Annotated in this window: 24 protein-coding genes; 16 read left to right on the forward strand and 8 right to left on the reverse strand. The window is 73.3% G+C overall.

Annotated features, from left to right (window positions below):
- The first annotated feature begins 1 nt into the window (after window position 1).
- The 6 genes from ACH54P_RS42020 to ACH54P_RS42045 all read left to right on the forward strand — a co-directional run bounded on the left by ACH54P_RS42020 (window position 2) and on the right by ACH54P_RS42045 (window position 4,760).
- Window positions 2-451 (forward strand): acyl-CoA thioesterase, encoded by a 450-nt coding sequence (locus ACH54P_RS42020; RefSeq protein ID WP_489908869.1) that lies wholly within the window; start codon window positions 2-4, stop codon window positions 449-451.
- Between the two features lies 1 nt (window position 452).
- A complete protein-coding gene (locus ACH54P_RS42025; RefSeq protein ID WP_489908870.1) occupies window positions 453-1,025 on the forward strand; it encodes a flavin reductase family protein in 573 nt (190 codons plus the stop codon).
- Window positions 1,026-1,048: 23 nt separating this feature from the next.
- On the forward strand, window positions 1,049-2,575 hold the full coding sequence (locus ACH54P_RS42030) for an SDR family NAD(P)-dependent oxidoreductase (protein WP_489908871.1): 1,527 nt from the start codon (window positions 1,049-1,051) through the stop codon (window positions 2,573-2,575).
- Window positions 2,572-2,802 (forward strand): DUF6222 family protein, encoded by a 231-nt coding sequence (locus tag ACH54P_RS42035; RefSeq protein WP_489908872.1) that lies wholly within the window; start codon window positions 2,572-2,574, stop codon window positions 2,800-2,802. The genes ACH54P_RS42030 and ACH54P_RS42035 overlap by 4 nt, the downstream gene beginning before the upstream one ends.
- Window positions 2,803-2,966: 164 nt before the next feature.
- Window positions 2,967-4,508 (forward strand): acyl-CoA carboxylase subunit beta, encoded by a 1,542-nt coding sequence (locus tag ACH54P_RS42040; RefSeq protein WP_489916946.1) that lies wholly within the window; start codon window positions 2,967-2,969, stop codon window positions 4,506-4,508.
- 33 nt (window positions 4,509-4,541) lie between these two features.
- Entirely contained in the window at window positions 4,542-4,760 is a 219-nt protein-coding gene (locus tag ACH54P_RS42045; protein WP_489908873.1) for an acyl-CoA carboxylase epsilon subunit, read from the forward strand.
- A 490-nt stretch (window positions 4,761-5,250) separates the two neighbouring features.
- Here ACH54P_RS42045 and ACH54P_RS42050 read toward each other — a convergent pair whose 3' ends face one another.
- The gene (locus tag ACH54P_RS42050; RefSeq protein WP_489908874.1) at window positions 5,251-5,412 is read right to left on the reverse strand and encodes a hypothetical protein; all 162 of its coding nucleotides are present in this window, start codon (window positions 5,410-5,412) and stop codon (window positions 5,251-5,253) included.
- A gap of 187 nt (window positions 5,413-5,599) precedes the next feature.
- On the opposite strand from ACH54P_RS42050, the gene ACH54P_RS42055 reads away from it, so the two are divergent.
- The 6 genes from ACH54P_RS42055 (at window position 5,600) to ACH54P_RS42080 (ending at window position 9,434) form a co-directional block, all read left to right on the forward strand.
- A complete protein-coding gene (locus tag ACH54P_RS42055) occupies window positions 5,600-5,779 on the forward strand; it encodes a hypothetical protein (RefSeq protein ID WP_489908875.1) in 180 nt (59 codons plus the stop codon).
- A 175-nt stretch (window positions 5,780-5,954) separates the two neighbouring features.
- Window positions 5,955-6,293 carry a DUF6235 family protein gene (locus tag ACH54P_RS42060; RefSeq protein WP_489908876.1) on the forward strand — a complete coding sequence of 113 codons (339 nt, stop codon included), beginning with the start codon at window positions 5,955-5,957 and terminating at the stop codon, window positions 6,291-6,293.
- A 258-nt stretch (window positions 6,294-6,551) separates the two neighbouring features.
- A complete protein-coding gene (locus ACH54P_RS42065; protein WP_489908877.1) occupies window positions 6,552-7,037 on the forward strand; it encodes a DUF6423 family protein in 486 nt (161 codons plus the stop codon).
- A 31-nt stretch (window positions 7,038-7,068) separates the two neighbouring features.
- The gene (locus ACH54P_RS42070; protein ID WP_489908878.1) at window positions 7,069-8,409 is read left to right on the forward strand and encodes an NAD(P)-binding protein; all 1,341 of its coding nucleotides are present in this window, start codon (window positions 7,069-7,071) and stop codon (window positions 8,407-8,409) included.
- Complete coding sequence (locus ACH54P_RS42075) at window positions 8,402-8,923, forward strand: DUF6187 family protein (RefSeq protein WP_489908879.1); 522 nt, start codon at window positions 8,402-8,404, stop codon at window positions 8,921-8,923. The genes ACH54P_RS42070 and ACH54P_RS42075 overlap by 8 nt, the downstream gene beginning before the upstream one ends.
- Window positions 8,895-9,434, forward strand: coding sequence for a carboxymuconolactone decarboxylase family protein (locus ACH54P_RS42080; protein ID WP_489908880.1), 540 nt, complete (start codon window positions 8,895-8,897; stop codon window positions 9,432-9,434). The genes ACH54P_RS42075 and ACH54P_RS42080 overlap by 29 nt, the downstream gene beginning before the upstream one ends.
- Before the next feature lie 68 nt (window positions 9,435-9,502).
- Here ACH54P_RS42080 and ACH54P_RS42085 read toward each other — a convergent pair whose 3' ends face one another.
- Window positions 9,503-10,858, reverse strand: a complete 1,356-nt coding sequence (locus ACH54P_RS42085; protein WP_489908881.1) for a cation:proton antiporter — start codon at window positions 10,856-10,858, stop codon at window positions 9,503-9,505.
- A gap of 195 nt (window positions 10,859-11,053) precedes the next feature.
- Here ACH54P_RS42085 and ACH54P_RS42090 point away from each other — a divergent pair, with 195 nt between their 5' ends.
- Complete coding sequence (locus ACH54P_RS42090) at window positions 11,054-11,482, forward strand: neocarzinostatin apoprotein domain-containing protein (RefSeq protein WP_489908882.1); 429 nt, start codon at window positions 11,054-11,056, stop codon at window positions 11,480-11,482.
- A 50-nt stretch (window positions 11,483-11,532) separates the two neighbouring features.
- Here the strand turns inward: ACH54P_RS42090 and ligA are convergent, their stop codons facing one another.
- From ligA to ACH54P_RS42105, 3 genes are all read right to left on the reverse strand, one after another.
- Complete coding sequence (gene ligA, locus ACH54P_RS42095) at window positions 11,533-13,635, reverse strand: NAD-dependent DNA ligase LigA (protein ID WP_489908883.1); 2,103 nt, start codon at window positions 13,633-13,635, stop codon at window positions 11,533-11,535.
- A gap of 149 nt (window positions 13,636-13,784) precedes the next feature.
- On the reverse strand, window positions 13,785-14,261 hold the full coding sequence (locus ACH54P_RS42100) for an SgcJ/EcaC family oxidoreductase (protein ID WP_489908884.1): 477 nt from the start codon (window positions 14,259-14,261) through the stop codon (window positions 13,785-13,787).
- 23 nt (window positions 14,262-14,284) lie between these two features.
- Window positions 14,285-14,752 (reverse strand): SgcJ/EcaC family oxidoreductase, encoded by a 468-nt coding sequence (locus ACH54P_RS42105; protein WP_235190988.1) that lies wholly within the window; start codon window positions 14,750-14,752, stop codon window positions 14,285-14,287.
- Between the two features lie 214 nt (window positions 14,753-14,966).
- On the opposite strand from ACH54P_RS42105, the gene ACH54P_RS42110 reads away from it, so the two are divergent.
- The gene (locus ACH54P_RS42110) at window positions 14,967-15,422 is read left to right on the forward strand and encodes an SgcJ/EcaC family oxidoreductase (protein ID WP_489908885.1); all 456 of its coding nucleotides are present in this window, start codon (window positions 14,967-14,969) and stop codon (window positions 15,420-15,422) included.
- Between the two features lie 10 nt (window positions 15,423-15,432).
- Window positions 15,433-15,981 (forward strand): thiol peroxidase, encoded by a 549-nt coding sequence (gene tpx / locus ACH54P_RS42115; protein WP_489908886.1) that lies wholly within the window; start codon window positions 15,433-15,435, stop codon window positions 15,979-15,981.
- A gap of 323 nt (window positions 15,982-16,304) precedes the next feature.
- Here tpx and ACH54P_RS42120 read toward each other — a convergent pair whose 3' ends face one another.
- The 3 genes from ACH54P_RS42120 to ACH54P_RS42130 form a co-directional block, all read right to left on the reverse strand.
- Window positions 16,305-17,963 carry a (2,3-dihydroxybenzoyl)adenylate synthase gene (locus ACH54P_RS42120; RefSeq protein WP_489908887.1) on the reverse strand — a complete coding sequence of 553 codons (1,659 nt, stop codon included), beginning with the start codon at window positions 17,961-17,963 and terminating at the stop codon, window positions 16,305-16,307.
- Window positions 17,960-23,149 carry a type I polyketide synthase gene (locus ACH54P_RS42125; RefSeq protein ID WP_489908888.1) on the reverse strand — a complete coding sequence of 1,730 codons (5,190 nt, stop codon included), beginning with the start codon at window positions 23,147-23,149 and terminating at the stop codon, window positions 17,960-17,962. Before ACH54P_RS42125 ends, ACH54P_RS42120 begins: the two co-directional genes overlap by 4 nt.
- 97 nt (window positions 23,150-23,246) lie before the next feature.
- The gene (locus ACH54P_RS42130) at window positions 23,247-24,287 is read right to left on the reverse strand and encodes a methyltransferase (protein ID WP_489908889.1); all 1,041 of its coding nucleotides are present in this window, start codon (window positions 24,285-24,287) and stop codon (window positions 23,247-23,249) included.
- A 186-nt stretch (window positions 24,288-24,473) separates the two neighbouring features.
- On the opposite strand from ACH54P_RS42130, the gene ACH54P_RS42135 reads away from it, so the two are divergent.
- The gene (locus ACH54P_RS42135; RefSeq protein WP_489908890.1) at window positions 24,474-25,937 is read left to right on the forward strand and encodes a sigma-70 family RNA polymerase sigma factor; all 1,464 of its coding nucleotides are present in this window, start codon (window positions 24,474-24,476) and stop codon (window positions 25,935-25,937) included.
- Window position 25,938 lies beyond the last annotated feature (1 nt).

Here is a 25,938-nt window from a genome sequence, read left to right on the forward strand (position 1 = left end):
CATGTCCGACTACTACGAGATCCGCCACACGGTCGGCTTCGAAGAGACCAACCTGGTGGGCAACGTCTACTACGTGAACTACGTGCGCTGGCAGGGCCGGTGCCGGGAGATGTTCCTGAAGGAGAAGGCGCCCGCGGTCCTCGAAGAGGTCCGGCACGACCTCAAGCTCTTCACCCTCAAGGTGGAGTGCGAGTTCTTCGCCGAGATCACCGCGTTCGACGAGCTGTCCATCCGGTTGCGGCTGGAGGAACTGACCTCGACGCAGATCCAGTTCGCCTTCGACTACGTGCACCTGCACCCGGACGGCGAGCGGCTGGTCGCCCGCGGCCGGCAGCGGATCGCGTGCATGCGCGGCCCGAACACGGCCACCGTGCCGTCGCGGGTGCCCGAGCAGCTGCGCGAGGCACTGGCGCCGTACGCCACCTCCGCGGTGAACGGCAAGGGAGCGTGACGTGGCCGACGCCGGGGAAACCATCGACCGGACGGTGCTGAAGCGGCTGCCCACCCCGCCGGGCCGCCGGCACCTGTCCACCCAGACCGGCCTGCGCGAGGTGATGGCGCAGTTCGCCACCGGCGTCACGGTGCTCACGGCGGGCGGCGAGGCGGGGCACGGCATGACGGCCAACGCGTTCTCGTCCGTCTCGCTGGAGCCGCCGATGGTGCTGTGCTGCGTGTCCCGGGCCGCCCGGATGCACGCCGCCATCGTCAGCGCCGGCTCGTACGCCGTGAACATCCTGGCGGCCGACCAGCAGGAGCTGTCCAAGTACTTCGCCGACTGGCGCCGTCCCAACGGGATGGCCCAGTTCGACTCGGTGAACTGGACGCCGGGGACGAAGACCGGGGCGCCGCTGCTGGGCGGGGCGCTGGCCTGGCTCGAGTGCGAGCTCGCCGCCGTGTACGAGGGTGGCGACCACTCGATCTTCCTGGGCCGGGTGCTGACGTCGAGCCGGGGCGGCGGGGACGACGCCCTCGTGTTCTACGGCGGCGGGTACCACGAGGTCGACGGCCGCGCCCGCGCGGCCTGACCGAGCAGAGCAAGGGGGACACGATGTTGGTGGCGGTGACCGGGGGCACCGGCTTCCTCGGTGCGCACACCGTGGCGGCGCTGCTGCGGCACGGGCACCGGGTGCGGCTGCTCGCCCGCGACCCGGCGCGGGTTCCGGCCGCGCTCGGTCCGCTCGGGGTCGCCCCGGACGCGGTCGAGGTCGTCCCCGGCGACGTCACCGACCCGGCCGCCGCCGCGCGGCTCGTGTCCGGTGTGGACGGTCTGCTGCACGCCGCCGGCGTCTACACCTTCGATCCCCGGCGGCGCACCGAACTGCGGCGGGTTAACGAGCACGGCACCGATGTCGTGCTCGGGGCGGCCCGCCGCGCCCGCGCCGGCCGGATCGTGCACGTGTCGACGGTGGGGGCGCTGTACCCCGCCGCGGCAGGCACGATCGGGCCGGGCACCCCGGTCGGCCGGTCGCGCGAGGCCTACCTGGCCTCGAAGGCGGCCGCCGAGACGATCGCCCGGCGGTACCGCGCCTTCGGTGCCCCGGTGACGATCACGCGGCCGCCGGCGCTGCTCGGCCCGCACGACCCGCACCTGGGCGACCAGAACGCCCGGGTGCGGGACCTGCTGCGCGGTTTGACGCCGATCTGGCCCACGGGCGGCCTCCCGATCGGCGACGTCCGCGACAGCGCCGAGCAGCACGCGCGGCTCTTCGACGGGCCGGCCGCACCCGGTCCGGACGTCTTCGGCCCCGGCGCGTTCGTGTCGACCCGCGAGTACGTCGAGACGGTGCGCGCGGTGACCGGCCGCCGGCTGCCGGTGGTGTTCCTGCCGGCCCGCGCGCTCACGGTCGTCGGCCGCGCCGCCGACCTCGTCCAGCGGTGGTGGCCGGGACACGTCCCGGTCCAGTACGGCGCGATCCACGTGTGCGCGGTCGCCGTGCCGGTCGAGCCGGGAGCCCCGGCCGCCGGGGTGACGGCCCGGCCGCTCGCGGAGACGCTGGCGGACACGGTGGCCTGGCTGGCCGCAACCGGCCGTATCAGCGCGCGGCGGGCCGGCCGGGTGGTGGGCGCGGTGGGCTCGGTGGAGGACGCGGCGGCTACTCCGGGGCCGGAGCCGCGCTCGGCGGAGGTCGCGGCGGGCCGTTCGGGGCCGCGAGGCTCCGGGAGGGCTACATCGGGAGCCGAGTCGCGTCTGGCGGAAGCCGAGGCGGGCCGTTCGGGGCCGCGAGGCTCCGGAACGGTTGCCCCGCGAGCGGAGTTGCGCTCGGCGGAAGGCGCGGCGGGCCGTTCGGGGCCGCGAGGCTCCGGAACGGTTGCCCCGCGAGCGGAGTTGCGCTCGGCGGAAGGCGCGGCGGGCCGTTCGGGGGTGGGAGGCTCCGGAACGGCCACCCCCGGACCGGAACCGCGTCCGGCGGAGGCCACGGCGAGCCGATCGGGGCCGCGAAGTTCCGGGCCGGCACCGCGTCCCCTCGCCGAGCCGCCTGTTCGCCCGGCCGACGACCGGCAAGCTCGTTCGACAGCTCCAGCAGCCGGGGCCGGCTCCGCCGGCGCCGGACCGACCGGAAAGGCACTGGCATGACCGCGCACGAGGAGACCGAAGGCACCGCCCGCCCGTTCCGGCTGGTCCGGGACCCGATCGCCGCGCCCGTCGCCGCCGAAGCGGCGCCCGCGCCCGCGCCGGAGCCGCCGCCCGTGGTGGCGCGGCCGATGCCGCGGCTCGGCCGGGGCATCGTGTGGAGCACGATCGTCGCGGAAATGGAGCAGGAGCACCAGGAGCGCCTCGGCCGCCTGCGGGACGCGGCGTGAGCGGTCCGTCCGACGCCGGCGCCCAGCGCACCGACGACGCCGACGTGGTGCCCCTGTCCGACGGCGAACGCCGCGGGCACGGGCACCACCGCCGGTCGCTGCCCGCCGGCGAAGCCCAGGTCATCTCCCTGCACCCGGCGACCGGTCCCGAACCCGAGCCGGGCATGCCGTTGCTGCGCAAGCGGCGCGACGAGCTGGCCGCGCACGTGGCCGACGGCAGGCTCGACGCGGTGCGGCGGCAGCACTCCCTCGGCAAGTTCACCGCGCGCGAGCGGCTGGCCCTGCTGCTGGACGAAGACTCCTTCACCGAGGTCGAGCCCTACCGGCGCCACCAGGCCCGCGGGCTCGGGCTCGAGGACAACCGCCCGTACACCGACGGCGTGGTCGCCGGCTCCGGCACGATCGACGGGCGCCGGGTGTTCGTCTACGCCCAGGACTTCACCGTCTTCGGCGGCTCGCTCGGCGAGGCGCACGCGGCGAAGATCCAGAAGGTGCTGGACCTGGCCGTGGCCACCGGCTCCCCGGTGATCGCGCTCAACGACAGCGGCGGCGCGCGCATCCAGGAAGGCGTGATGGCGCTCAACGGCTACGGCGGCATCTTCCGCCGCCAGGTCGAGGCGTCCGGGGTGATCCCGCAGATCAGCGTCATCCTCGGCCCGTGCGCCGGCGGCGCGGCGTATTCGCCCGCACTGGCCGACTTCACGTTCATGGTGCGCGACACCGGCTGGATGTTCCTCACCGGGCCGGACGTCGTCGAGTCGGTGACCGGGCGGCGGGTCACCGCCGACGAGCTCGGCGGCGCGGACACCCACGGCCGCCACTCCGGCGTGGCCACCGTCGTGCACGACGACGAGGAGAGCTGCCTGGCCGACGTCCGGTACCTCGTCTCGCTGCTGCCGCGCAACTACCTCGAGCCGGCCCCGGCCACGCGCGAAACCGGTGCCACCGCCGACTGGCGGCCGCGGCTGGCCGAGCTGGTGCCCGCCGAGCCGAACCGGCCCTACGACATGCGGGACGTCTTCGCGGAGATCGCCGACGACGGCGAGTTCTTCGCGCTGCACGAAGGCTGGGCGCCGAACGTGCTCTGCGCGCTCGCCCGCGTCGACGGCCGGGTCGTCGGGTTCGTCGGCAACCAGCCGTGCGTGCTGGCCGGTGTGCTCGACGGGCCGGCGTCGCAGAAGGCGGCGCGGTTCGTCCGGTTCTGCGACGCCTTCGGCATCCCGCTGGTCACCCTGGTCGACGTGCCGGGCTTCCTGCCCGGCGTGGACGAGGAGCGCGGCGGGATCATCCGGCAGGGCGCGCAGCTGCTGCACGCCTACTGCGAGGCGACCGTGCCGCGGATCCAGGTCATCCTGCGCAAGGCCTACGGCGGCGCGTACATCGTGATGGACTCCCGGTCGATCGGCTGCGACCTGTCGCTGGCGTGGCCGACCAACGAGATCGCCGTCATGGGCGCGGAGGGGGCGGTGAACGTGCTGTTCCGCCGTGACCTCGCCGCGGCGGACGATCCGGCCGAGCTGCGCGGCAAGCTGGTCCGCGAGTACACGGCCGAGTACCTGGACCCGCAGTACGCGGCCGAGCGCGGGCTGGTCGACGACGTGATCGACCCGGCCGACACCCGCGCCGCGATCGCCCGCGGGCTGGCCATGCTGCAGGACAAGCGCAAGCCCGGCCCCCAGCGCAAGCACGGCAACCACCCGATCTGAGCACTCCCGAAACCAGTACCCGAGGTGTCTCCGATGGCGGCAACCGAACCGGCCGTGCCCGGCTTCCGGGTGGTCCGCGGCCTCCCGGACGACGTCGAGCTGGCGGCCCTGGTCGCCGCCCTGCTCGTCGCGGCCGCACCACCCCCGGCCCCGGCTCCCGCGCGGGCGCCCTGGGGCGACCCGGCCTGGCGCCGCGACGCGCCCCTGGTGGCCCGGCCAGGTGCATGGCGCCTGTCGGGCTTGCCGCGGTGACGGATCCGCGGGGCCCATGCGCGGCGTCGGCGGCGAGGAGCAGGCGGCCAAGCCGGTAGGTGGCGCGCTTGCCGCGGTGACGAAGCCGCGGGGCCAGTGCCGGTGCGCGGCGTTGACGGCGAGCAGCAGGCGGCCGAGTCGGTAGGTGGCGGTCTGGCGGGCGCGCGGCGTTGGCGGCGAGACGGTAGGTGGCGGCCTGGCGGGCGCGCGGCGTTGGCGGCGAGCAATGCGCGGCGGTCTGGCGGGCTCCCAGCGTTGGCGGCGAGCAACGTGCGGCGGTCTGGCGGGCTCTCAGCGGTGATTCCGCGGGGCCCGGCGGGTGTGTGCCGGTGCGTGGCACAGGCGGCGAGGAACCCGCGGCAGAACCCGCGAAACCCGGCCGGCGTGTCCCCCGACCGCCCCTAGCGCGGTTCCGGCGCCCGAAGCAGGCCCACACGGGCCGGATGAACGCCCCCGGCGGTTCCCCAGCGCCGGGGGCGTTTCCCCGTCCTCAGGCCGCTTCACCGGCCTCGAAAACGTCGTAGGCGTCGAACTCGTCGCTGTCCCACGGTGGCGCCGGGGACCACCGGCGGGCCGCGATCGAGCGCGCCGGGGCTTTCCGGGTGTCGTCGTCCCGGGTGAAGATTTCGTCAGGGGCCGGACGCTCGGTCATCACGCACCTCGGGGGTTCAGGGCGGGCGGAACTCGGGCCTGTCCAGCACACCCCTGTCCCGGCGCGGCCCGCGTCTTGCCTGCTGCGGACCGTCGTGGCTCGATCGAACGGCCACCGGCGCGCGATGCGATCTCGACGCCCGTGCCGCACCATGGTTGGTCACCAGGAGTGAAACGGAGGTACCGCGATGACCGCGCCCCAGACCCGGATCGATCGTGAACCGCCGGTGGACGGGCTGGGTGTTCCCGGGCCCCGCACCGCGCCGGAGGACGCAGGCGGCCGGCTGGTCGCCGAGGCGCTGGGGGAGATCCCCGCGCCGGCCCAGCGGGAGTACCTCCGCGACACCATCGTGCTCGGCTACAACTGACCGGTGGTCCGACAGCCGCAAGATCCGAGATGCCGGAGCGGCCCGGACACCGCCAGACTGGAAGCTGTTTCGCACCGGGTGTCCCCGGCGCCCGCCGGGGACACAACGCAGGCCCCGGAAGTGGTCCGGGACCGGCCCCGGCTCGTCGGCGCGCGCTCGGTAGGGAGGCCAGCGGATGGCTATGCGCCTCCAGCTCGTTGCGGGTGTCGAGGTGCTCGAAGAATGGGCGGACTCGGCGACCCAGGCCGAACGGAACGTGCTTTACGAAGCATTGTTCGCCATCGGCGACGGTTCTGTTTTCCTCATTTACGACGTATTCGGCGACCCGGACGACATTTCGAACTTCATCATTCTGGTGAAAGCCGACCTGATGGTGAAGATCAATGTCCAGCGGGCCGAATCCGCGTTCGAGATCCTCTACGTCGGCTCCCTGGACGACGACGCCTCGACGGCGATGCCCGAAATCGCGGCCGAGATCGCGGCCGATGTCGAAGTGGAAGTCGACGACGGCTGACTCCGCCGCACCGCGTAACGCCCATTGCTCCGATCGGCCGCAGTGGCCGCGGGTGCAGAAGTTCCAGTGGGATGAGCGGTATGGCCCCGGCAACCGTGCATTCGTCATCTTGACAGTGTCTCCGGCCCTGTGGAATTCTCGCCTTGTTCGCAGTTCATGGGGGTTCTCGGGGGGCAAAATCAAGGAGGCTGCGCAATGTCGTCACCGGAATTCGCCGGTCTGGATGTATCCGGCCGGGTCCGCGCGCGGGACATCCAGATGGCCGGGGTCGCCGACGTCCGCCGCAGGGTGCTGATGATCTCCGGCGCCATCGACACCACCGACCACGACGTCTCGGTCAGCGTCAACCTGCCCGAACCGGGCCGCTGGCAGATCATCAAGTCCGAAACCAACCTGACCGACCAGACGTGGGTCGCGATGCAGGTCGTGATGGACTCCGAGTCGACGTTCGTCAACGACCCGGAGTCGCTGGTGATGTCGAGGCAGTTCTCGAAGTCGTTCATGACGCCCGACCAGCGCCGGCTGACCTTCTACGGCGGCGAGGTCCGGCCGGGGGAGGCCGTGCTCAAGGTGTACGAGATGGAGACCAGCGCCCGCAAGCCGGCCTACTCCTACTCGCGGTACAGCCCGATCGCCACCGACAGCATGGAGCAGTCCCAGCAGACGCTGGAGGAGCTCGTCACCAACGGGATGACCCGGCGGCCGATGGTCGAGCTGATCGTCCCGGTCACCGTGATCGGCTGAACCGGATGCCGACCGGACGCCGGGGGACCTCGTGAGCAGCTTCATCCCGGGGCCGCACCTGCTCGAGTCGCCCCGGGGCCGGGACTGGCCGCGGCTGCCCGCCGCGCCGGCCCCCGGCCGCGGGGCGGTGCCGCCGGGGCGGGCCGACGTCGTCGTCGTGGGGGCGGGCCCGGCGGGCCTGGCCGTGGCGTCGGCGCTGTGGCACCACGGGGTGACCGACGTGGTCGTGCTCGACCGGGCCGGCCGGCCCTGCGGGCGGTTCTTCGACCGCATCGACCTCCTCGGCCAGCGGGTGCTGCGCTCGCCGTACGAGCACCACCCCGGCGTCGAGGGCTACCGCGACTGCGAGCTGCTCGACTTCGCGCGGCTGCACTGGGGGCGGCTGACGCCGGTCGAGCGCCGGGAGGTCCGGATGGCGCAGGCCGGGCACCGCTCGGTCGTGCCGGTCGACGTCTTCGAGGCCTACTGCGACCACCTGGTGGACACCCACCGGGTGGCGGAGAAGACCTGGCGGGCCACGGTCCGCGAGGTCGTCCCGGCGGACGGCGACGTCACGGTGCGGACCGACCGGGGTCCGGTCACCGCCCGCCACGTCGTGCTCTGTCCCGGCGAGGAGCGGCGCGAGGCGCCCGAAGAGTGGTGGGGCGGCGGGGCAGCTCCCCCGGGGGTCACCCACTGGGACGAGCGGGTGCCTCCTGCCGTCGAGCGGCAGGTGGTCGTCGGCGCGGGCCTGACCTCGGCGCACCTGATCTCGAACGCCCTCGCGGCCGGCCGCGAGGTGCACTGGGTGGTCCGCGAGCCGGGCGAGCGCTACCAGTGCGCCGACGTCAACTCGAAGTTCTTCCGGCCCGAGGGCCGCGCCCGGATCGGGAACGTCGGCTGGGCGGACCGGCTGCGGCTGATCGCCGAGTTCCGCCGGGCGTCGATCATGTTCGAGTTCCGCCCGCTGCTGGAGCGGGCCGAAGCCGAGGGACGCCTGGTGGTGCACCGCGGCGAGGCGATCACCGGGGTGGCGGCCGGGGCCGGCGGCACGGCCGTGCTGCGGCTGGCCGGCGGACGCCGGGTCGCCGGCGACTGCGCGGTGCTCGCGCTGGGCACCACGCCGGAGACCGGCCGCGGGCTGATGCCCGAAGAGCTCGTCGGGGAGCGGGACGGCTGGCCGGAGCTCGACGAGCGCACGCTGGCCTACGCGTACGCCCCCCGGGTGTCCGTGGTCGGCGCGGCCGCGGGCATGGTGCTCGGCCCGGCGGCCCGCAACATCGACGGCCACCGCGTCGCCACCGCCCGCGTCGCCGACGCGATCGCGCGCAGCCTGCGCGGTGACGCCCCCGCCGCGGCGCCGGCCAGGGCCAAGGTGGGTGCCGGTGTCTGAGCAGGAGCCCTACGACTCGCGCTTCACCCTGCCCGAGGTGGACGCCCCGCCCGGCACCGAGGAGGAGCCCTACGACTCGCGCTTCACCCTGCCCGACGTGGACGCCCCGCCCGGCACGGAGGTCGGGGTGGTCCTGCTGGGCCTGGAGCCGGACCGGCTGGTCGCCGGGCTCGGCTTCGCCCGCTTGGCCGACAACCCGGGACTGGTCACCCAGGCGGTCGACCGGGCCCGCCACGGCGTCTTCACGGCCGACCTGGCCGGGCTGACCGCGGCCGGGCTGGCGCAGTGGCGGGCGTGGCGGCCGCTGGTCGACGCCGCGCCGGGACGGCCGGAGGCGGGAGCGCTGCGGCAGGAGTGGGCGAATTCGGCCGACCGGGTCGCGAGCGCCGTGCCGGACGCCGGCCCGGCGGCGCGGGCGTACCTGACGGCCTGCTGGATCCGCCGGGACGAGATCGACCGGCTCGCCGACCGAAAGGAAGATCCCGATGTCGTATCTGAAGTCGCTGCCGGCTGAAACGACCCTGCTCCAGGTTTTCCGGTCCTACCCCGGCCCGGCGCGCCACCTGCTGGCGTTCCACGAAACGCTGCTGCGCGGGGAGTCGCCGTTCTCACCGGGGGAACGCGAAATGATCGCGGCCTACGTTTCCGGTGTGAACAGCTGCGACTACTGCCACGGCATCCACACCGTCACGGCGGAGGCGTTCGGGGTGCCGGAAGGTGTGCTGACGGCGGCCGTGGCGGACCTGGAGTCCTCCCCGGTCGACGACAAGCTGAAGCCGGTCCTGGCCTACGTGGGCAAGCTGACGCGCACGCCGTCCCGGATGACCGAGGCCGACGCCGAGGCGGTGTTCGCGGCGGGCTGGGACGAGCGGGCCCTGCACGACGCCGTGCTCGTCTGCGCGTTGTTCAACTTCATGAACCGGATGGTCGAGGGCCTGGGCATCGAGGCCGACGCGGCGTACGCGACGACGTCCGGCGAACGGCTGGCCGAAGGCGGTTACGCCGGGCTGGCGGGCATGCTCTGAAGCGAAAGGGAAAGGGCCTTCCCGCGCGCGGTGCGGGAAGGCCCTTTGCCTTGTCCTCCGTGGACTCCTCAAGCGGCCTTGCGCTGCTCGACTACGTCCGGTGTGGACAGTGAGTGCCCCAGCCACTCCTCGTGGTCGAGCTGCCGCAACCGCTCGTCGTCGGTGCGGGCCACCCGGCGCATCGCCACCCGCAACAGCGGCGGGGCCATCACCGACGTCACGATCGCGACCAGCACCACCATCGTGTACGTGGCGGTGTTGAGCACGCCGAGCCGCAGGCCGGTGAGCGCCACGATCACCTCGATCACGCCACGGGAATTCATCCCCGCGCCGAGGGCGAGCCCCTCCCAGCGGCTGAGCTTGCTCACCCGCGCGCCGGCGTAGGCGCCGACGAACTTGCCGACGATGGCCAGCGCCAGCAGGGCGATCGCGGCCAGCGCCGTGGTCGGGTGCCACAGCGCGGTCAGGTCCATCCGGAGCCCGGCCGTGGCCAGGAACAGCGGCGCCAGCACGGAAAGCACCACGGTCCGCAGCCCGGCGAGCTTCGCCTGCGCCGCCCGCGACTGCGAGATCAGGATGCCGGCCACGAACGCGCCGAACACCGGCTCCATCCCGAGGCTCTGCGTGGCGGCCGCGAACCCCAGCAGGATGATCACCGCCATGGCGACCGCCGGGCCCGCCTCCTCCCGGCGAGCGGCGAGGTCCATCAGCTTTCGCACCAGGACGCGGCCGACGGTCCCGGCCAGCGCGACGAACCCGATCAGGTAACCCACCGACAGCGAGACGACGCCGGCCGTGACCCCGACCGTGGCCGCCGCGGAGACCACCGACAGCAGGAGCCAGCCGACCGCGTCGTCGACCATCCCGGCCGCCAGGGTCAGCTGGCCGATGTTGCGGTGCAGCAGGCGCATGTCCGTGAGGGTCTTGGCGATGACGGGGATCGCCGTGACGCACATGGCGACGCCGATGAACAGCGCGAACACCCACCGGTCGGTCTTGCCGCCGAGCAGGGAGCCCGGCAGCACGAACCCGAGCGCGATGCCCAGCGCCAAGGGCAGCAGGAGGCCGAACAGGCTGACGGTGGCGGCGACCCGGCCCTGGCGGCGCAGGATGCGCGTGTCCAGGTGCGTGCCGGTGATGCCGACCAGCAGCAGCACGGCGAACTGGCCGACCGCGTCGATCAGGTGGACCTGCTCGGCGGGCTGCGCGGGCAGCAGCCAGTTCGAGATGCCCGGCGCGAGGTGGCCCAGCAGGGACGGGCCGAGCAGCAGGCCGGTGACGAGCTCGCCGACAACCGACGGCAGCCCGAAGCGCTCGCCGAGGCGGCCGAGCAGCTTGGCCAGGGTCAGCAGGACCAGCAGGCCCAGCAAGAACAACAACAGGGGGTGGGGCGCGATCGGCGCCACCGGGGCGGCAAGGTGCATGGGTCGACCTCCTCGGGAGTACTCCGCCCGATTTTCCGGCGACGGCCCGAAGGCGGGCGTCTCGGTTCGTGCGGAACGCACGAATCATCACTGTGGTTTTCCGGAAATGCCGGGGTAACCCCGGCGTTACCGTACGATCCGGGCAGGGGTCCGACTTTCCTTTCCTCATCGCTGTCGAATGACAGGAGTTCTGCCATGCGTACGAGAATCCGCCGGTTCGCGGCCGTGGCGGCGGTGGCCGCCGGGCTGACGGCCGTGGCCGCGCCCGCCGCCTCCGCCTCCACCGCGTCGCCGGTCCACCTCTTCGCGGCGCCGACGTTCGCCTTGTCCGCCAACGCGACCGTGGCGGCGGTGGTCGTCGGCCTGCCGCCGAACGGCACGTTCTGGGTCGGCGAATGCGGCTGGGTGCCGACCGGCTGCGCCGGCAACCCGGCGACGGTCGTCGAAGTCCACAGTGACGCGAACGGCGTCGCGTACACGACGATCGTGGCCCAGAAGACCTACGTCGGAAACATCGGCGACGGCGTCGACGTGACGGTCGACTGCGCGGCGGTGCAATGCACGCTCGGCGCCTACGACGCTTCCGTCACGGCCCTCGACCGCGTCGACATCCATTTCCGCTGAGCCGACGAAAAAGGCCGCCGCCGGCAATTCCGGCGGCGGCCTTTTCGTGTTCAGGAAGCGAGGATTTCCGCGGCCCGCCCGGCGTCTCCGGAGTCGTGGGCGGCGAGGAGGTCGGCGAACCGCTCGGCGGGCAGGATCCGGACGCCCAGGGCCTCGGCCTTGTCCGCCTTGCTGCCCGAGCCGTCGCCGACGACCACGAGGTCGGTCTTGGCCGACACCGAACCCGACGGCGTGCCGCCGAGCCGCTCGACGGCGAGGTTGCCTTCGTCGCGGTTCTTCAGCCCGGGCACCGCGCCGGTCACCACCACGCGCATCGGGGAGCCGTCGGCCTTGCGGAGCGGGAGGCCGGCGGGCGCGGCCGCGGCGGCCGGGGCCGCGAAGTCCGGCTCGGTCATGGTGACGCCGCGAGCCACGAGCTTCTCGATGACCGGGGCGAGCTCGGCCAGTTCGCCGGCGATGGTGACCGCCCGCTCCAGGCCGACGCCTTCGACCTCCTGCAGCTGCTCGGTCGTGGCCGCCAGCAGCGCGTCCATCGAGCCGAAGTGCCGGGCCAGCCGCCGCGACACCGCGCGCCCGGCCATCCGGATGCCGAGCCCGGTCAGCAGGCTCGACAGCGGCCGCCGCTTGGTGAGCTCGATCGCCGCGACCAGCTTGCCGCCGGAGATCTCGCCGAGGCCGTCGAGCGCGGCCAGCCGCGGCACGTCGAGGTCGTACAGGTCGGCCGGGTCGGCGACCAGGCCCTCGGCCACCAGCAGGTCGATGATCTTGCCGCCCATGCCCTCGATGTCCATCGCCTCGCGGGTGGCGTAGTGGGCGAGGATCTTCCGCGCCCCGCAGACCCGGCCGCCCGTGCAGCGCCAGCGCGTCTGGGAGCGGTCGATCGCCGACCCGCAGTCGGGGCAGACCTCCGGCGGGGTGAACGGCTGCGCGTCGGCCGGCCGTTCGTCGAGCTTGGCACCGGTGATCTCGGGGATCACGTCGCCCGCCCGGCGGACGAACACGGTGTCGCCGACGCGGACGTTGCGGCGCTCGAGGTCGTCGAAGTTGTGCAGGGTCGCCGAAACGACCTTCACGCCGTCGATGAACACCGGCTCGAGCGTCGCGACCGGGGTGATCACGCCGGTGCGGCCGACCTGGACGTCGATGGCCAGCAACCGGGTGCTGCGGGTGTCGGCGGGGAACTTCACGGCCACGCCCCAGCGCGGCGCCTTGGTCGAGGCCCCGGCGGCGGCGCGGTCCGCGGGCCGGTCGGCCTTGATGACGGCACCGTCCACGCCGTAGCCGAGCGCGCCGCGCAGGTCCCGGATCTCGGCGACCGCCGCCTCGATCTCTTCGGCGCCGCGGCAGACCTTCAGCGCGGGCTTGGCGGCGGCCGTCGTCGCGACACCCAGCTCTTCCAGCTGGGCCATGGCTTCGGAGTGCGTCTCGTCGTCGGCCATCCCGTGCACGGAGTAGGCGACGAACGACAGCGGCGCGGAGTAGGCGCGGTCGACCGCGCGCAGCGTCCCGGCGGCGGCGCTGCGCGGGTGCGCGAACGCCGGCTCGCCGTGCCCGGTGCGCAGCTCGTTGGCCGTGGCGAAGTCCTCGTCGGTCATGAACACCTCGCCGCGGACCTCGATCGTCCGGGGCGAGGACAGCTTCGCGGGCAGGCCCTTGGCCAGGATCGCGCGGGTGGTGACGTCCTCGCCCATCGTCCCGGTGCCGCGCGTGAGGACCAGCTTCAGCCGGCCGCGGGAGTAGCGGGCCGCCACGGCGAGGCCGTCCAGCTTCGGTTCGACCGTGTAGGCCGCGACCGGGTGGCCGAGGACGCGCTCGAGCCGGGCGATCCACTTCCGCAGCGACTCGGTGTCGAAGACGTTGTCCAGCCCCAGCATCGGCGTGCTGTGCGGGATCTCGGTCCCCGGCGCGACGCCCGCGCCGACGGCCTCGGTCGGGGTGTCGGCGGCCTTCCACGCCGGGTGCGCGGCCTCGGTCGCGATCGCGCGGGCCAGCAGGGCGTCGTAGGCGTCGTCGTCCATGAGCACGTCCTGGCCGGCGTAGTACGCGGCCGCGGCGGCGCGGATCTCGGCCAGCGCCCGTTCGTAGCGCGCGACCGACGGGAAGGGCTTGGCCTTCGCCGGGTCGACGGGGTCGCCGGAAGGTGCCGTAGTCATCGGAATTCCCCCGCTCGTCGGCCGCCGGACGGGCCTGGCGGGCCCGCCAGGGACGCTAGTCCCGCCGGTGGCGCCTGCCATCTCCCAAAATGCCGTGAAGGCCTCCCGGCCGGCTCTCGGTGCCGGTCAGGAGGCCTTCACGGGAACGCTCAGCCCTTGACCGGGCTGCTCTGGTGCGAGAACAGGTTCAGCTCGCCGTCGGCGTTGCGGACGACCACCCAGACCGCGCGGATCTGGTTCTCCGGCGCGATCTCGGACTCGCCGGCGCGGATGATCCCGCCCTCGGTGACCGCGATCGCGACGTTCTCGTCGAGGAACTTGACCTCGAGCGGCCAGCCGTAGACGTGCGCGCCCTTGAGCGGGCCGGAGAACCCGGCGCGCATGTAGGCGCGGATCTCGTCCTGGCTGGTGAGCTGGTTGTCCTGCAGGAGCAGGCTGCCGTTGGCCGTGAACACGTCCGCGAACACGTCCGGGTCGTTCTTCAGCCAGGCGTCCTGGATGCGCTGCGGAACGGTGAGGACGGCCTTCTCGTCCGCGCTGGTGAATTCGCGGTAGAAAGAGGTGTCCTCGGCGACTCCGTGCGCGGCGAGGATCGCGGTGGCATCGCCCCACGAATTGGTCGGCACAATGATCTCCCGGTTCGTTTCGTTTACCAGCGGAGGGTGGCGCCGGAGCCGCGCGGGCTGTTCTGGTAGACGGCCAGCTGCCATTCGTTGTCGCGCTTCACGACAACCCAGGTCGACCGGACGGCGAGCTCTTCGTCGATCTCGGTCTCGCCCGGGGCGAGGATGCCGCCGTGCGTGCGGATCAGGGCGACGGTGTCCGAAACGAACCGGAGGTTGACCGGCTTGCCCGTGACACCCGTGCCCTTGAACGGCCCGGCGTAGGCGGCGGCCATGAACGAGCCGATCTCGTCGCGGCCCTTCTTCAGCACGTCACCGGGCAGGATGAGGATCCCGTCCTCGGTGAAGGCCTTGGCGACGCCGTAGCCGTCGTTCTTGCTCCAGGCGGCGATCAGCCGCAGCGGGACGTCGAGGGCTTCCTTTTCCTTTTCCGAGGTGAAGGGCCCGTAGTAGTCGTCCAGCCTGGCCTGGTCGTCAGAAGTGGGTGCGGACACTGTTGCTTCTCCTTCGATCGGTCGGCCAACCAACGGCAGGGATACGATCGGCCCAGACAAGCTTTATGGTCACACGCGCGCCGAGCCGGAAACCTCTCCTGCGTTGCCGCGGTTCCGGCGCTTTTTCCCGCAGGAGAGGAGATGCCCGGCGGGGGCGCGGCGGGGAATGCTGGCCACGGAGATTCGAGCCAATTGACCAGCCAAGGAGAGCCGGATGTCCGAGAAGGCATCGTCCCTCGTCGCGGGGGCCAAGCAGTGGGCGACCTACTACGGCAAGTTCACCCAGGGCGAGGAGAGCGCCGCGCTGACCGCTCAGCTGCGCGCGCGGGCCGCCTGGGACGCGAACGACGCCGCCGCGTTCGCCGACTCGTTCGCCGAGAACGGCAGCATCCTCGTCGACGACGAGCAGATCAACGGGCGTGAGGCGATCCTGGCGTTCTTCACCGACGCCTTCGGCGCGCGGCTCGCCGGGACCAAGCTGCACACCGAGCCGATCGAGGTCAAGGTCCTCGAGCCGGGCGTGGCCGTCGTGATCACCGACGGCGGCGTGCTCTACGACGGCGAGACCGCGGTGCCGGCCGAGCGCACGGTCCGCGGCACGTGGGTCGCCGCGCAGGTCGACGGCGAGTGGCGCGTGGTGTCCCAGCAGACCAGCCCGGTCAAGGGCTGAGGGGGCGGGCATGACGAGCACCGAACGCACCGGCGTCACGACGTTCCGGGGCAACCCGGTGACGCTGCTGGGCCCGGCGGTCGCCGTCGGCGACCAGGCGCCGGACTTCACCGCACTGGCCAACGACATGGCCCCGGTCCGGTTCTCCTCGCTGAGCGGCACGACGCGGGTGATCTCGGTCGTGCCGTCGCTGGAGACGCCGGTCTGCGACATGCAGACGCGCCGCTTCAACGAAGCGGTGACCGAGCTCGGCGAGGCCTCGGTGCTCACGGTGTCGGTGGACCTCCCGTTCGCCCAGGCCCGCTGGTGCGGCGCGGCGGGCGTCGAGGGGGTGCGGACGCTGTCCGACCACCGCGACCTGTCGTTCGGTCTCGCGTACGGCGTGGTGATCAAGGAGTTCCGGCTGCTGGCCCGCGCGGTGTTCGTGGTGGACGCCGCGGACACGGTGGTCCACGCCGAGTACGTCCCCGAAGTCGGGCAGGCCCCGAACTTCGACGCCGCGGTGATCGCGGCCCAAGGAGCCGAAACCGCGCGCCGAGCCGCCGGCCGCGCCGCCTGACCGTCCTTTCACGACGGTCACCCCGCGAAGGCCGCCGTCCGGGTCCCCCTGCACCCGGCGGCGGCCTTCGCTTTGCTGTGCCCGGGTTTCGGACCCGGGTGATGCCTCCCCAGTCACGGGTGATGTCCGCTCAGTCACGCGTGATGCCTTCCCGGACACGGAACTCGTGGTGAGCGGAGGCGGAAGTCGCGTGATTGGGCGCGGAACTCGCGTGTCTGCGGAGGCATCACGCGTGATCAGACAGGCATCACGCGTGACTAAAAGGGCATCACAGCGAAAGGCCCCGCGACCCGAGTCCGGGTCGCGGGGCCTTCCGCGCAGCCCTAAGCCGCGCGGGGGACGTTGTCCAGCTCGGTCAGCAGCGCCTTCAGGGCCTTCTTGTCCGCCTTGCCGACCGCTGTGTGGGGGAGGGCGTCCAGGACCTCGAGCCGCTCGGGGATCTTGAACGCCGCCAGGCCGCGCTCCGTCAGCAGGCGGCTGATCTCCGCCAGGGACAGGGAACACCCGCCGTGGAAGCGGACGAACACGCAGACGCGCTCGCCGTACAGCGGGTCCGGGGCCGGCACCGCCGCGACCTCCGCCACCTCCGGGAGCTCCTGGATCAGCGTCTCGACCTCGCCGGCGGAGATCTTCTCGCCGCCGCGGTTGATCAGGTCCTTGACGCGGCCGCAGACCACCACGTGGCCCTCCGGCGTGAGGCGGACCAGGTCGCCGGTGCGGAACCAGCCGTCTTCGGTGAACGACAGCCGGTTCTGGTCCGGGACGCCGTAGTAGCCGCGCGGGGTGCCCGGTCCGCGCGTCAGCAGCTCGCCGGTCCCGCCCGGCGGCACCGGCGCACCGTCCTCGTCGACGATCAGGAGCTCGTCGAACGCGCTGACCGGCGGACCCTGCGTGCCGAACGCCACCTCGTCGGACGCGTCCGGCGGGGTGTAGCAGATCAGGCCCTCGGCCATCCCGTAGACCTGCTGCAGCCGGCAGTCGAGCGTCCGCGCCATCCGCTCGGCGATGTCGGCCGCCAGCATCGAGCCGCCGACGTGCAGGTACCGCAGGCTCGAGAGGTCCGGTTTCAGCGTGGCGGCCGCGTCCATCCACTTCAGGACGACGGCCGGCACCGCCGAGGTCGCCGTGACGCGCTCCGCCTCGATCAGCGCGAACACCGGCTCCGGCCGCGGCGACGCCGAGAACACCACCCGGCCGCCCGCGTGCAGCGCGCCGAGCAGGCCGGGGCTGGCGAGCGGGAAGTTGTGCCCGGCCGGCAGCACCGCCAGGTACACGGTGTCTTCGCCGAACGCGCACGCCCGCGCGCAGTGGACGATGTTGAACAGGTAGTCGTCGTGCGTCCGGCTGATCACCTTCGGCACGCCCGTGGTGCCGCCGGAGAGCAGGAACACGGCGATGTCCGACGGCGCCGGCCCGTGCTCGTCCAGCCACCGCCGCCGCTCTTCGACGTCGCCGTCCGGCGTCAGCAGGGCCCGGACGTCGACGGCACCGTCGGCCACGTCGTCGCCGACCACCAGCACCTCGGCCGGCCCGGGCAGCGCCGCGGCCACCCGGAACGCCAGCTCCTGGTGGTCGTACCCGCGCCAGGTGCCCGGCACGACGAGGCCGCGCGCCCCCACGTGGGTGCCGATGGCGGTCAGCTCGTGGTCGCGGTGCGGGGGCAGCATCATCGTCGGGACGACGCCCAGCCGCAGCAGGGCCGCCGTCACGACGACGAACTCCCAGGTGTTGGGCAGCTGCACCAGCACCGTGTCACCGCGCTCGAGCCCGCGCCGGGCCAGCCGGACGGCCAGTGCGTCCGCGCGGACGGCGAGGTCGCGGTAGGTCAGCCGGGTCTCCCCGTCGACGACGGCGACCCGGTCACCCCGGGTCTCCGCCCACTCCCACAGGTACGACCCCATCGTCCGGCCGGGCCAGACCCCGGCCGCCCGGTAGGCGTGGGCCAGGTCCTCGGGCCAGGGCACGAAACCCTCGAAACTCATTCAGGCTCCCCCGTCTCCTCGGCCATCCGCTCGGTCAGCAGCGCGGCCACCGCCTCGATGGTCGGGCGGTCCCAGAACAACGTCGCGGGCAGCGCGAACCGGAAGCGCCGCTCCAGCCCCCGCCGGATCCGCACGGTCATCACCGAGTCGAGGCCCATCTCGATCAGCGGCCGCCGCGAGTCCACTTCGGACGGGGACAGCCCGGTCTCCGCCGCGACCTGCTTGCGGATCTCCTCGGTGACCGCGGCCGTCAGCTCGCCGCCGGTGAGCCCGGCCCACGGGACGTCGACCAGGTCGGCGGCCGTGGCACCGGCCGCGGCTTCCTCGGGCAGTTCCGAGAGCAGGGCCAGCTTCCGCATCCCCGGCTCCGCGGGCAGGGTCCGCAGCATCACGGCGTACCCGAGGTCGTGGCGGGCCGCCAGATCCCAGGCCCCGAACGCCTCGGTGGCGCTGATGTCGGCGGTGCCGCGGGCGGCGAGCTCGGCGTCGATCACCGCGGTGGAGGTCGACATGCCCAGCCCGCGCCACGACGTCCACGCGTAGCTGGCGGCCCCGGTGTCCCCGCTCGCCCGCCGGTGCGCGGCCAGTGCGTCGAGGAACGCGTTGCCCGCGGCGTAGCTGGTCTGCCCGGGCAGGCCGAGCAGCTGGCCGCACGAGGAGAACAGCACGAAGAAGTCCAGCGAGCCCGGCGGGAACAGCCGGTGCAGGTTCAGTGCGCCCTCGACCTTCGGCCGCATGACGCGGCGCAGCGACGCCTCGTCGAGCCGGCCGAGCGTGCGGTTGTCGAGCACACCGGCGGCGTGCACCACCCCGCGGAACGGCGGCAGGCCGAGCGCCTCCGGCGAGAGCTTCGCGGCGACGTCCTCGGCGTCGGCGACGTCGACGGCGACCGGGAACACGGTGACGCCCAGGCGTTCCAGCGCCACCACCGAGTCGACGGCGGCGATCTCGGCCTCGTCGGTCAGCTCGGCCCAGCGGGCGCGCGGCGGGAGCCCGCGGCGGCCGGCGAGCACGATCCGCCGGGCACCGCGGTCGGCCAGCCAGTGCGCGACTTCCAGGCCCAGCGTGCCGAGGCCGCCGGTGACCAGGTACGTCGCGTGCGGCCGGCTCTCGAGGCGGGGCCGGGTGGGCTCCCCTTCGAGGCGGTGCAGGCGGGCGACCGAGGCCGTGCCGTCGCGGACGACGACGACGTCTTCGCCGCGGATCGCGCGCAGCACCTCGACCAGCCCTCGGATGTCCTCTTCGGACTGTCCGATGTCGACGGTGCCGCCCCAGAGGTCCGGGTGCTCGCCGCCGATCACCCGGCCGACACCCCACAGGGAGCCGTGGCCCAGCGAGGTGGCGTCGGCGCTTTCGCGCACGCCTTCGGTGAGGCACCAGACGCGGGCGGGTTTCGCCTCGCCGGTCGCGGCGACGCGCTGCGCCGTGCGGGCGAGCAGCCAGGCCCCCTCGGCGGCGGCGTCGCCGGACGCGCCGGCGGCGGGCACCACGAGCAGGGTGTGGTCCCGGCCGAGCACCCCGGCGGGCAGGGCCTCGGGGCTCACGGCGACGAGGTGCGCGACGCCGAGCGCGTCGAGCCCCTCGGTGACGCGGCGCAGCACCGGGGAGTCCGGCCCGACCAGCACCAGGTTCAGCGCCGACCCGGCGGCCGTGCCCTCGGCCGGGCGCCAGGCCAGGCGGTGCACGACCTGGCGCGGGCTCGTCACGGCGCCGGCCTCGCTGTCCAGCACGCCGTAGCGCAGCCGGGCCAGCCGGCCGACGACGGTGCCGTCGAGGTCGGCGATCTCGACGTCCACGGTGTCGTCCGCGACCACGCGCACGGTCACCCGCGCCCGCGACGGCGACTGGCCGGCGAGGACGACGCGGTGGATGTGGGCGGGCATCCGCAGGATCGGCGGGCCGCCGAAGGCGACCGACGCCGCCGACAGCGCGCCGTCGAGCAGCGGCGCCCAGGTCTCGGGCAGCTCGTCGGAGCCGGGGTCGGTGTTCACGGTGACCACGAGGGTGCCGTCGCCCCGCCGGATCTCCTCGACCGTCCAGGGGAAGCCCATCGCGGCGACGCCGAGGGTGGCGAGCCGGTCGATGACGTACCCGGTCGGCAGGTCCTCGGTGGTGTGCGGTTCCGAGCGCTGGCCCCGGATCTTGCCGGTGAAGGGCGAGACGGACGCGGTCGTGTGGGTGACCCAGCCCTTGTCGTCGCCCTCGTCGCCGTCTTCGATGATCCGCGACGACAGCCGGAACGCACCGTCCTGCAGCACGATCTGCAGGTGCCGGGGCCGCGTGACGCTCACCGGCACGCGCAGCGCGACGTCGGAGAGCTCGTGCCAGGTGCCCTTGGCCGTGGCCGCGGCGGTGAGGAAGCTGTTGAGCAGCACCGCGGCCGGGATGATCTCGACCTTCCGCACCGGGTGGTCGCCCGGGTACGGCCGCGAGTCGCGGTCCAGGTAGGTCAGCCAGGCCTGCGCCGGGTTCGCGCCGTGCACGTTGATCCGGCCGCCGAGCAGCGTGTGGCTGTCGAGGTCGTGCTGCTCGGTGAGGAACGACCGGCCGACCGAGTCGTCGACCCAGTGCTCCTTGCGCTGCCACGCCGTGGTCGGCACGTCCACCAGCGAGCCGTCCGGCCAGTGCCCCGCCCAGTCGACGTCGGCGCCGGCGCAGTACAGCACCCCGAGGTTCCCCAGCAGGGTTTCGCGCTCGGGCCGGTTGCGCCGCAGCGAGTGCGTGACGACGGCGTCGGTGACGCCCAGCTCGTCGAGGGTCTCGTTGATCGAGTGCTCGACCACCGGGTGCGGCGAGACCTCGACGAACAGCCGGTAGCCGTCGGCCGCCGCGGCCGCGACGGCCTCGGCGAACCGCACGGTCCCGCGCAGGTTCGTGGCCCAGTAGGCGCCGTCGCGCGGGGCCTCCGACCGCGGGTCGGCCAGCGCGGTGCTGTACACCGGCAGCTCGGCCGGCGTCGGCGGCAGGTCGGCGGCGGCCGCGGCGAGCGAATCCAGCAGCGGGTCCATGTGCGGGCTGTGGAAGGCGACGTCGGAGTCGACGCGGCGCACGACGAGCCCTTCGGCCCCGAACTCCTCGCTGAGCTCCTGGACGGCGTCGATGTCCCCGGAGAACACGGTCGAGCCGGTGGCGGCGGCGACCGCGACGGCGACGTCGGTGCGGCCGGCGAGCCGCCGCCGGGCCTCGTCCGGCGGCAGGTTGACCATCGCCATCGCGCCCCGGCCGGCGACCTGCCGCAGCAGCACGGACCGGCGGCAGACCAGCCGGGCACCGCGTTCGAGGGTGAGCATCCCGGACGTGACCGCCGCGGCGATCTCGCCGACCGAGTGCCCGATCACGGCGTCGGGGTGCACGCCGCGGTCGCGCCACAGCGCGGCCAGGGCGACCTGGACGGCGAAGATCATCGGCTGGATGACGTCCACCGGCTGCGCGTCGTCCGAGCCGATCGTCGCGCGGGGCGAGATCCCCAGCTCGGCGCGGAAGACCGGCTCGATCTCGTCGATCACGGCGGCGAACGCCGGCTCGGTGGCGAGCAGTTCCCGCGCCATGCCGGTCCACTGCGAGCCGTGGCCGGAGAAGACCCAGACGAGGTCCTGGCGCGCCGTTTCCGGCAGCGCGCGCCCGGACGTCCCGCCGGTGCCCGCGGCGAAGTCGGTGAGCTTCGTGCGGAGCGTCCCGGTGCTCTCGGCGACCACGGTCGCGCGGTACGGGAGGTGCTGGCGCCGTCGCGAAAGCGTGTACCCGATGTCGGCCAGGGAGGTGTCCGGGTTGCGGGACAGCCAGTTCGCCAGCCGCCCGGCGTACTTCGCGACGGCGGCTTCGCTCGCGCCGGACAGCGGGAGCGCCTTCGGCGTCCCGGCCGCCACGGCCGGCCGGGCCTCGTCGCCGGCGTCGTCGGCCGCCTCGAGGATCACGTGCGCGATGGTGCCGCCGTAGCCGTACCCGGACACCCCGGCGCGGCGCGGGGTGGCGCCGGCCGGCCACGGCGTGTTCTCGGTGACCACGCGCAGCCCCGAGGTGTCCCAGGGGATCTTCGGGTTCGGCGTGGTGAAGTTCAGGCTGGCCGGGATCTCGGCGTGCCGCAGGGCCAGCACGGTCTTGATCACCCCGGCGACGCCGGCGCCGGCTTCGAGGTGGCCGACGTTCGGCTTGACCGAGCCGATCAGGCACGGCGCGTCGGCCGGGCGGCCGGCGCCGAACACGGCGGTCATGGCGCCCGCCTCGAGCGGGTCGCCGACGCTGGTGCCGGTGCCGTGCGCCTCGACGTAGCCGACGGTCGCCGGGTCGATGCCGGCGGCGTCGTAGGCGCGGCGCATCAGGTGCGCCTGCGCTTCGCCGTTGGGCGCCATGATGCCGTTGGTCTTGCCGTCCTGCTGCACCGCGCTGCCGCGGATCACCGCGAGCACGCGGTCGCCGTCGCGGCGGGCGTCCTTGAGCAGCTTGAGCACGACGACGCCGCCGCCCTCGCCGCGGCCGTAGCCGTCGGCCGAGGCGTCGAACGACTTGCTGCGCCCGTCGCGGGAGGTGGCGCCGGCCGCGTCGAGCACGACCGAGAGGCCCGGGCCCGCCATCACGAGGATGCCGCCGGCGAGGGCCACCGGGCACTCGCCGGAGCGCAGCGCCTGGGCGGCCAGGTGGATCGACACCAGGGACGACGAGCAGGCCGTGTCCACGACCATGCTGGGCCCGCGCAGGTCGAGCACGTACGAGACGCGGTTGGCGACCGCGCAGAACGAGCTGCCGATGCCGGTCCAGGCCTCGATCCGCGGCAGGTCCTCCAGCAGCCGCCGCCCGTAGTCGTCGGCGCCGACGCCCATGAACACCCCGGCGTCCGAGCCGCCCAGCGAGCGCGGCGGGATCCCGGCGTGCTCCAGCGCCTCCCAGGCCAGCTCCAGCGTGATCCGCTGCTGCGGGTCCATCAGGGCCGCCTCGCGGGGCGTGACGTCGAAGAAGTCGGCGTCGAACTCCTTGACGTTGTCGAGGAACGCGCCGCGCTTGGTCACGTCCCGGACCACCGCGGCGTGCTCGCGGCTCTGGCCGGCGTGCCACTCCCAGCGGTCCGCGGGCAGCTCGCCGACGGTGTCGCCACCGTCGCGCAGGAGCGCCCAGAACGACTCTGGGGACTCGATTCCCGCGGCGAAACGGCAAGCCATCCCGATGATGGCGACGGGTTCGGGGAAGTTCATCGGCCTTCTTTCGTTCGTCCCGCGAGCGGCGGGCGCCGGGCAAGGACACCGAAGATCCGGGCGAGCCGGTTCCGGCCCGCCCGGATCGGGCTCCGGGCTACTTGTGGCCCACCACCAGGGCGTGGCTGAAGCCGAGGTCGGCGAACCGCTCGACCCGCGAGAAGCCGGCGTCACGCACGGACTTCTCCATGTCCGCCGCCGACCAGGTCATGCCCTCGCCGGAGGCGAGCGCCAGGAAGTACGGCGAGACGAGCCCGCCGGACAGGGCGCCGGTGCCCTCGTCGTTGGAGACGAAGTTGTAGACGAGCACGGTGCCGCCCTCGGGGAGGGCGTCGTAGCACTTGCGCAGCATCTCCGTGTTGCGCTCCAGCGACCAGATCTCGTAGATGTGGAAGTACAGGATCGCGTCGGCGCCCTCGGGCAGCCGGTCCTTCAGCATGTCGCCCGGGTGGAAGTGGACGCGCTTGCGGACCGACGGGTCCTCGATCTTGTCCGCGGCGAGCCGGGTGACGCTCTCCTGGTCGAACACGGTCATCTCGAGCTCGGGGTAGCGCTCGGCCAGCTTGACCGAGTTGGTGCCGTCGCCGCCGCCGATGTCGATCGCGTGCTTGATCCCGCTGAAGTCGTAGTACTCCAGGAACTGCTCGAACGCGCGGTTCGAGGCGTCGCCCATGTTGTCGTAGAAGACCTTCTGCAGGTCCGGCGTGGCGGTGAGCTTCGAGTACAGCGTGTCGCCGGGGCCGTCGAGGTGGCGCAGGCCGACGTTGGTGCTCTGCCGCATCGACTCGGCGAAGTCGACCAGGGTCTTGTTGATGATCTTGTCCTGGATGTCGATCAGCGGGCCGAGGAACCGCTCGCCGTCCTTGAGCAGCTTCCGGCGCACGATCGGGGCGTTGACGAACTTGCCGTCCTTCTTCTCGATCAGCAGCAGCGACGCCAGCCCGAGCAGCAGCACGCGCGCCGGGTACTCCTCGACGCCGAGCGCCTCCGCGGTCTCGGTGAGGTCCAGGCCGCCGCTGTCCTCGAGCTTCTGGAACAGGTCGAACTCCAGACCCGTGCGCAGCAGTTCGAACGCGGTGTGACCGTGGATGAGGATCCGGAGGTAGTCCGCCTCCGAGATCGGGACGCTCGTCGCCATGGGCTTGTTCTCCTTCGCAGGGGATGGGTCGGCCTGGCCCGGCTCGCCCGCATACGAGGATGATCGGGAGGAAAAGCTGGTGGCGCCTCCATTTCTGCGGTGCGGGCCGAACCGCCCCACCCAGGGCGCACGACGAGAGACGCGGTGCTGTGGCGGGCGGGAACCCGGCTGCGTAGATTCGGGGCCGTGACTGACGGCCGGTGCCCCAGCTGCGGCACGCCCCTGCCCGCGCGCGAGGGCGGCCGCGGCCGCACGTCCAAGTACTGCTCGCCGGCCTGCCGGCAGAAGGCCTACCGCGAGCGGCGGCAGCCGAGCGCCGACACGGCCGTGCCCGCCCTCATCTCGGACATCGAGCAACGCGTGCGCCGGCTCGCGCCGCAGCTGCCCGAGGAGTTCTACACCGACGTCACCGACCTCGCCTCGACGGTCGGCAGGCTGCGGCGGATCGCGCAGCTGGCCCGCGACGCCGCCGTGGGGGAGACCCCGCAAAACGTCACGCCCGCCCGCGTGACGGTGAACCCGCCGCAAAACGTCACGGCCCCGGCCGTGACGGAAGAAAACGTCACGGACGCGGACGTGACGGAAACCGGCTCCGACGGCGTCACGGACGGCGGCGTGACGAAAACCGGCGGCGAGGACGACGTCGTCACGGCCGCGGTGCGGTCGGGTGACGAATGGGACTTCGCGGGCCTCGTCGAGCCGTACCGGCACGAGCTGCAGGTGCACTGCTACCGGATGGTCGGCTCGTACGACGACGCCGAGGACATGGTGCAGGAGACCTTCCTGCGGGCCTGGAACCGGCGGGAGGCCTTCGAGGGCCGCTCGACCTTCCGGGCCTGGCTGTACCGCATCGCGACCAACGCCTGCCTCGACTTCCTGCGCCGCAACGAGCGGCGCCCGCAGCGCTACGAGCCGGTGCCGGGGATGGACAGCGGCGCCGCGGAGGCGCCGGCCCGGGTGACCTGGCTGCAGCCCTACCCGGACGCGCTGCTGGAGGACGTCGCCTCCACCGAGGTCCAGCCGGAGGGTGCCGCGGTCTCCCGGGAGACGATGGAGCTGGTCTTCCTCGCCGCGATCCAGCACCTGCCGCCCCGGCAGCGGGCCGTGCTGATCCTGCGCGACGTGCTGGGCTGGCCGGCCGCCGACACCGCCGAGCAGCTCGACATGACCGTCGCCTCGGTCAACAGCGCCCTGCAGCGGGCCCGGCCGGCCCTGCGCCGCCACCTGCCCGAACGGCGGGCCGACTGGACGGCGTCGGCGCGCCCGACCGGCGAGGAGCGCGAGATCCTGCAGCGCTACATGGACGCGGCCGACCAGGCCGACGCCGCCGTGGTCGCCGAGCTGCTCAGCGAGGACGTCGTGCTGACCATGCCGCCGAACCCGTTCTGGTTCGTCGGCCGGGACGCGATGATGGCGTTCATCAAGCCCTCGATCGACCCCGCGTCGCCGCACTTCCAGGGCACCTGGAAGCACCTGCCGACCTTCGCGAACCGCCAGCCCGCCGCGGCCGGCTACCTGCGCCGCCCCGGCACCACCGTCTACCGGGCCCAGGTGCTGGACGTGCTGCGCATCGAAGGCGGCCGGATCGTCGAGATCACCTCCTTCGAGCCCCACCTCTTCCCGGCCTTCGGCCTCCCGCTCACGCTCTGAC

It is taken from the genome of Amycolatopsis sp. N2S4-7, assembly GCF_058119595.1.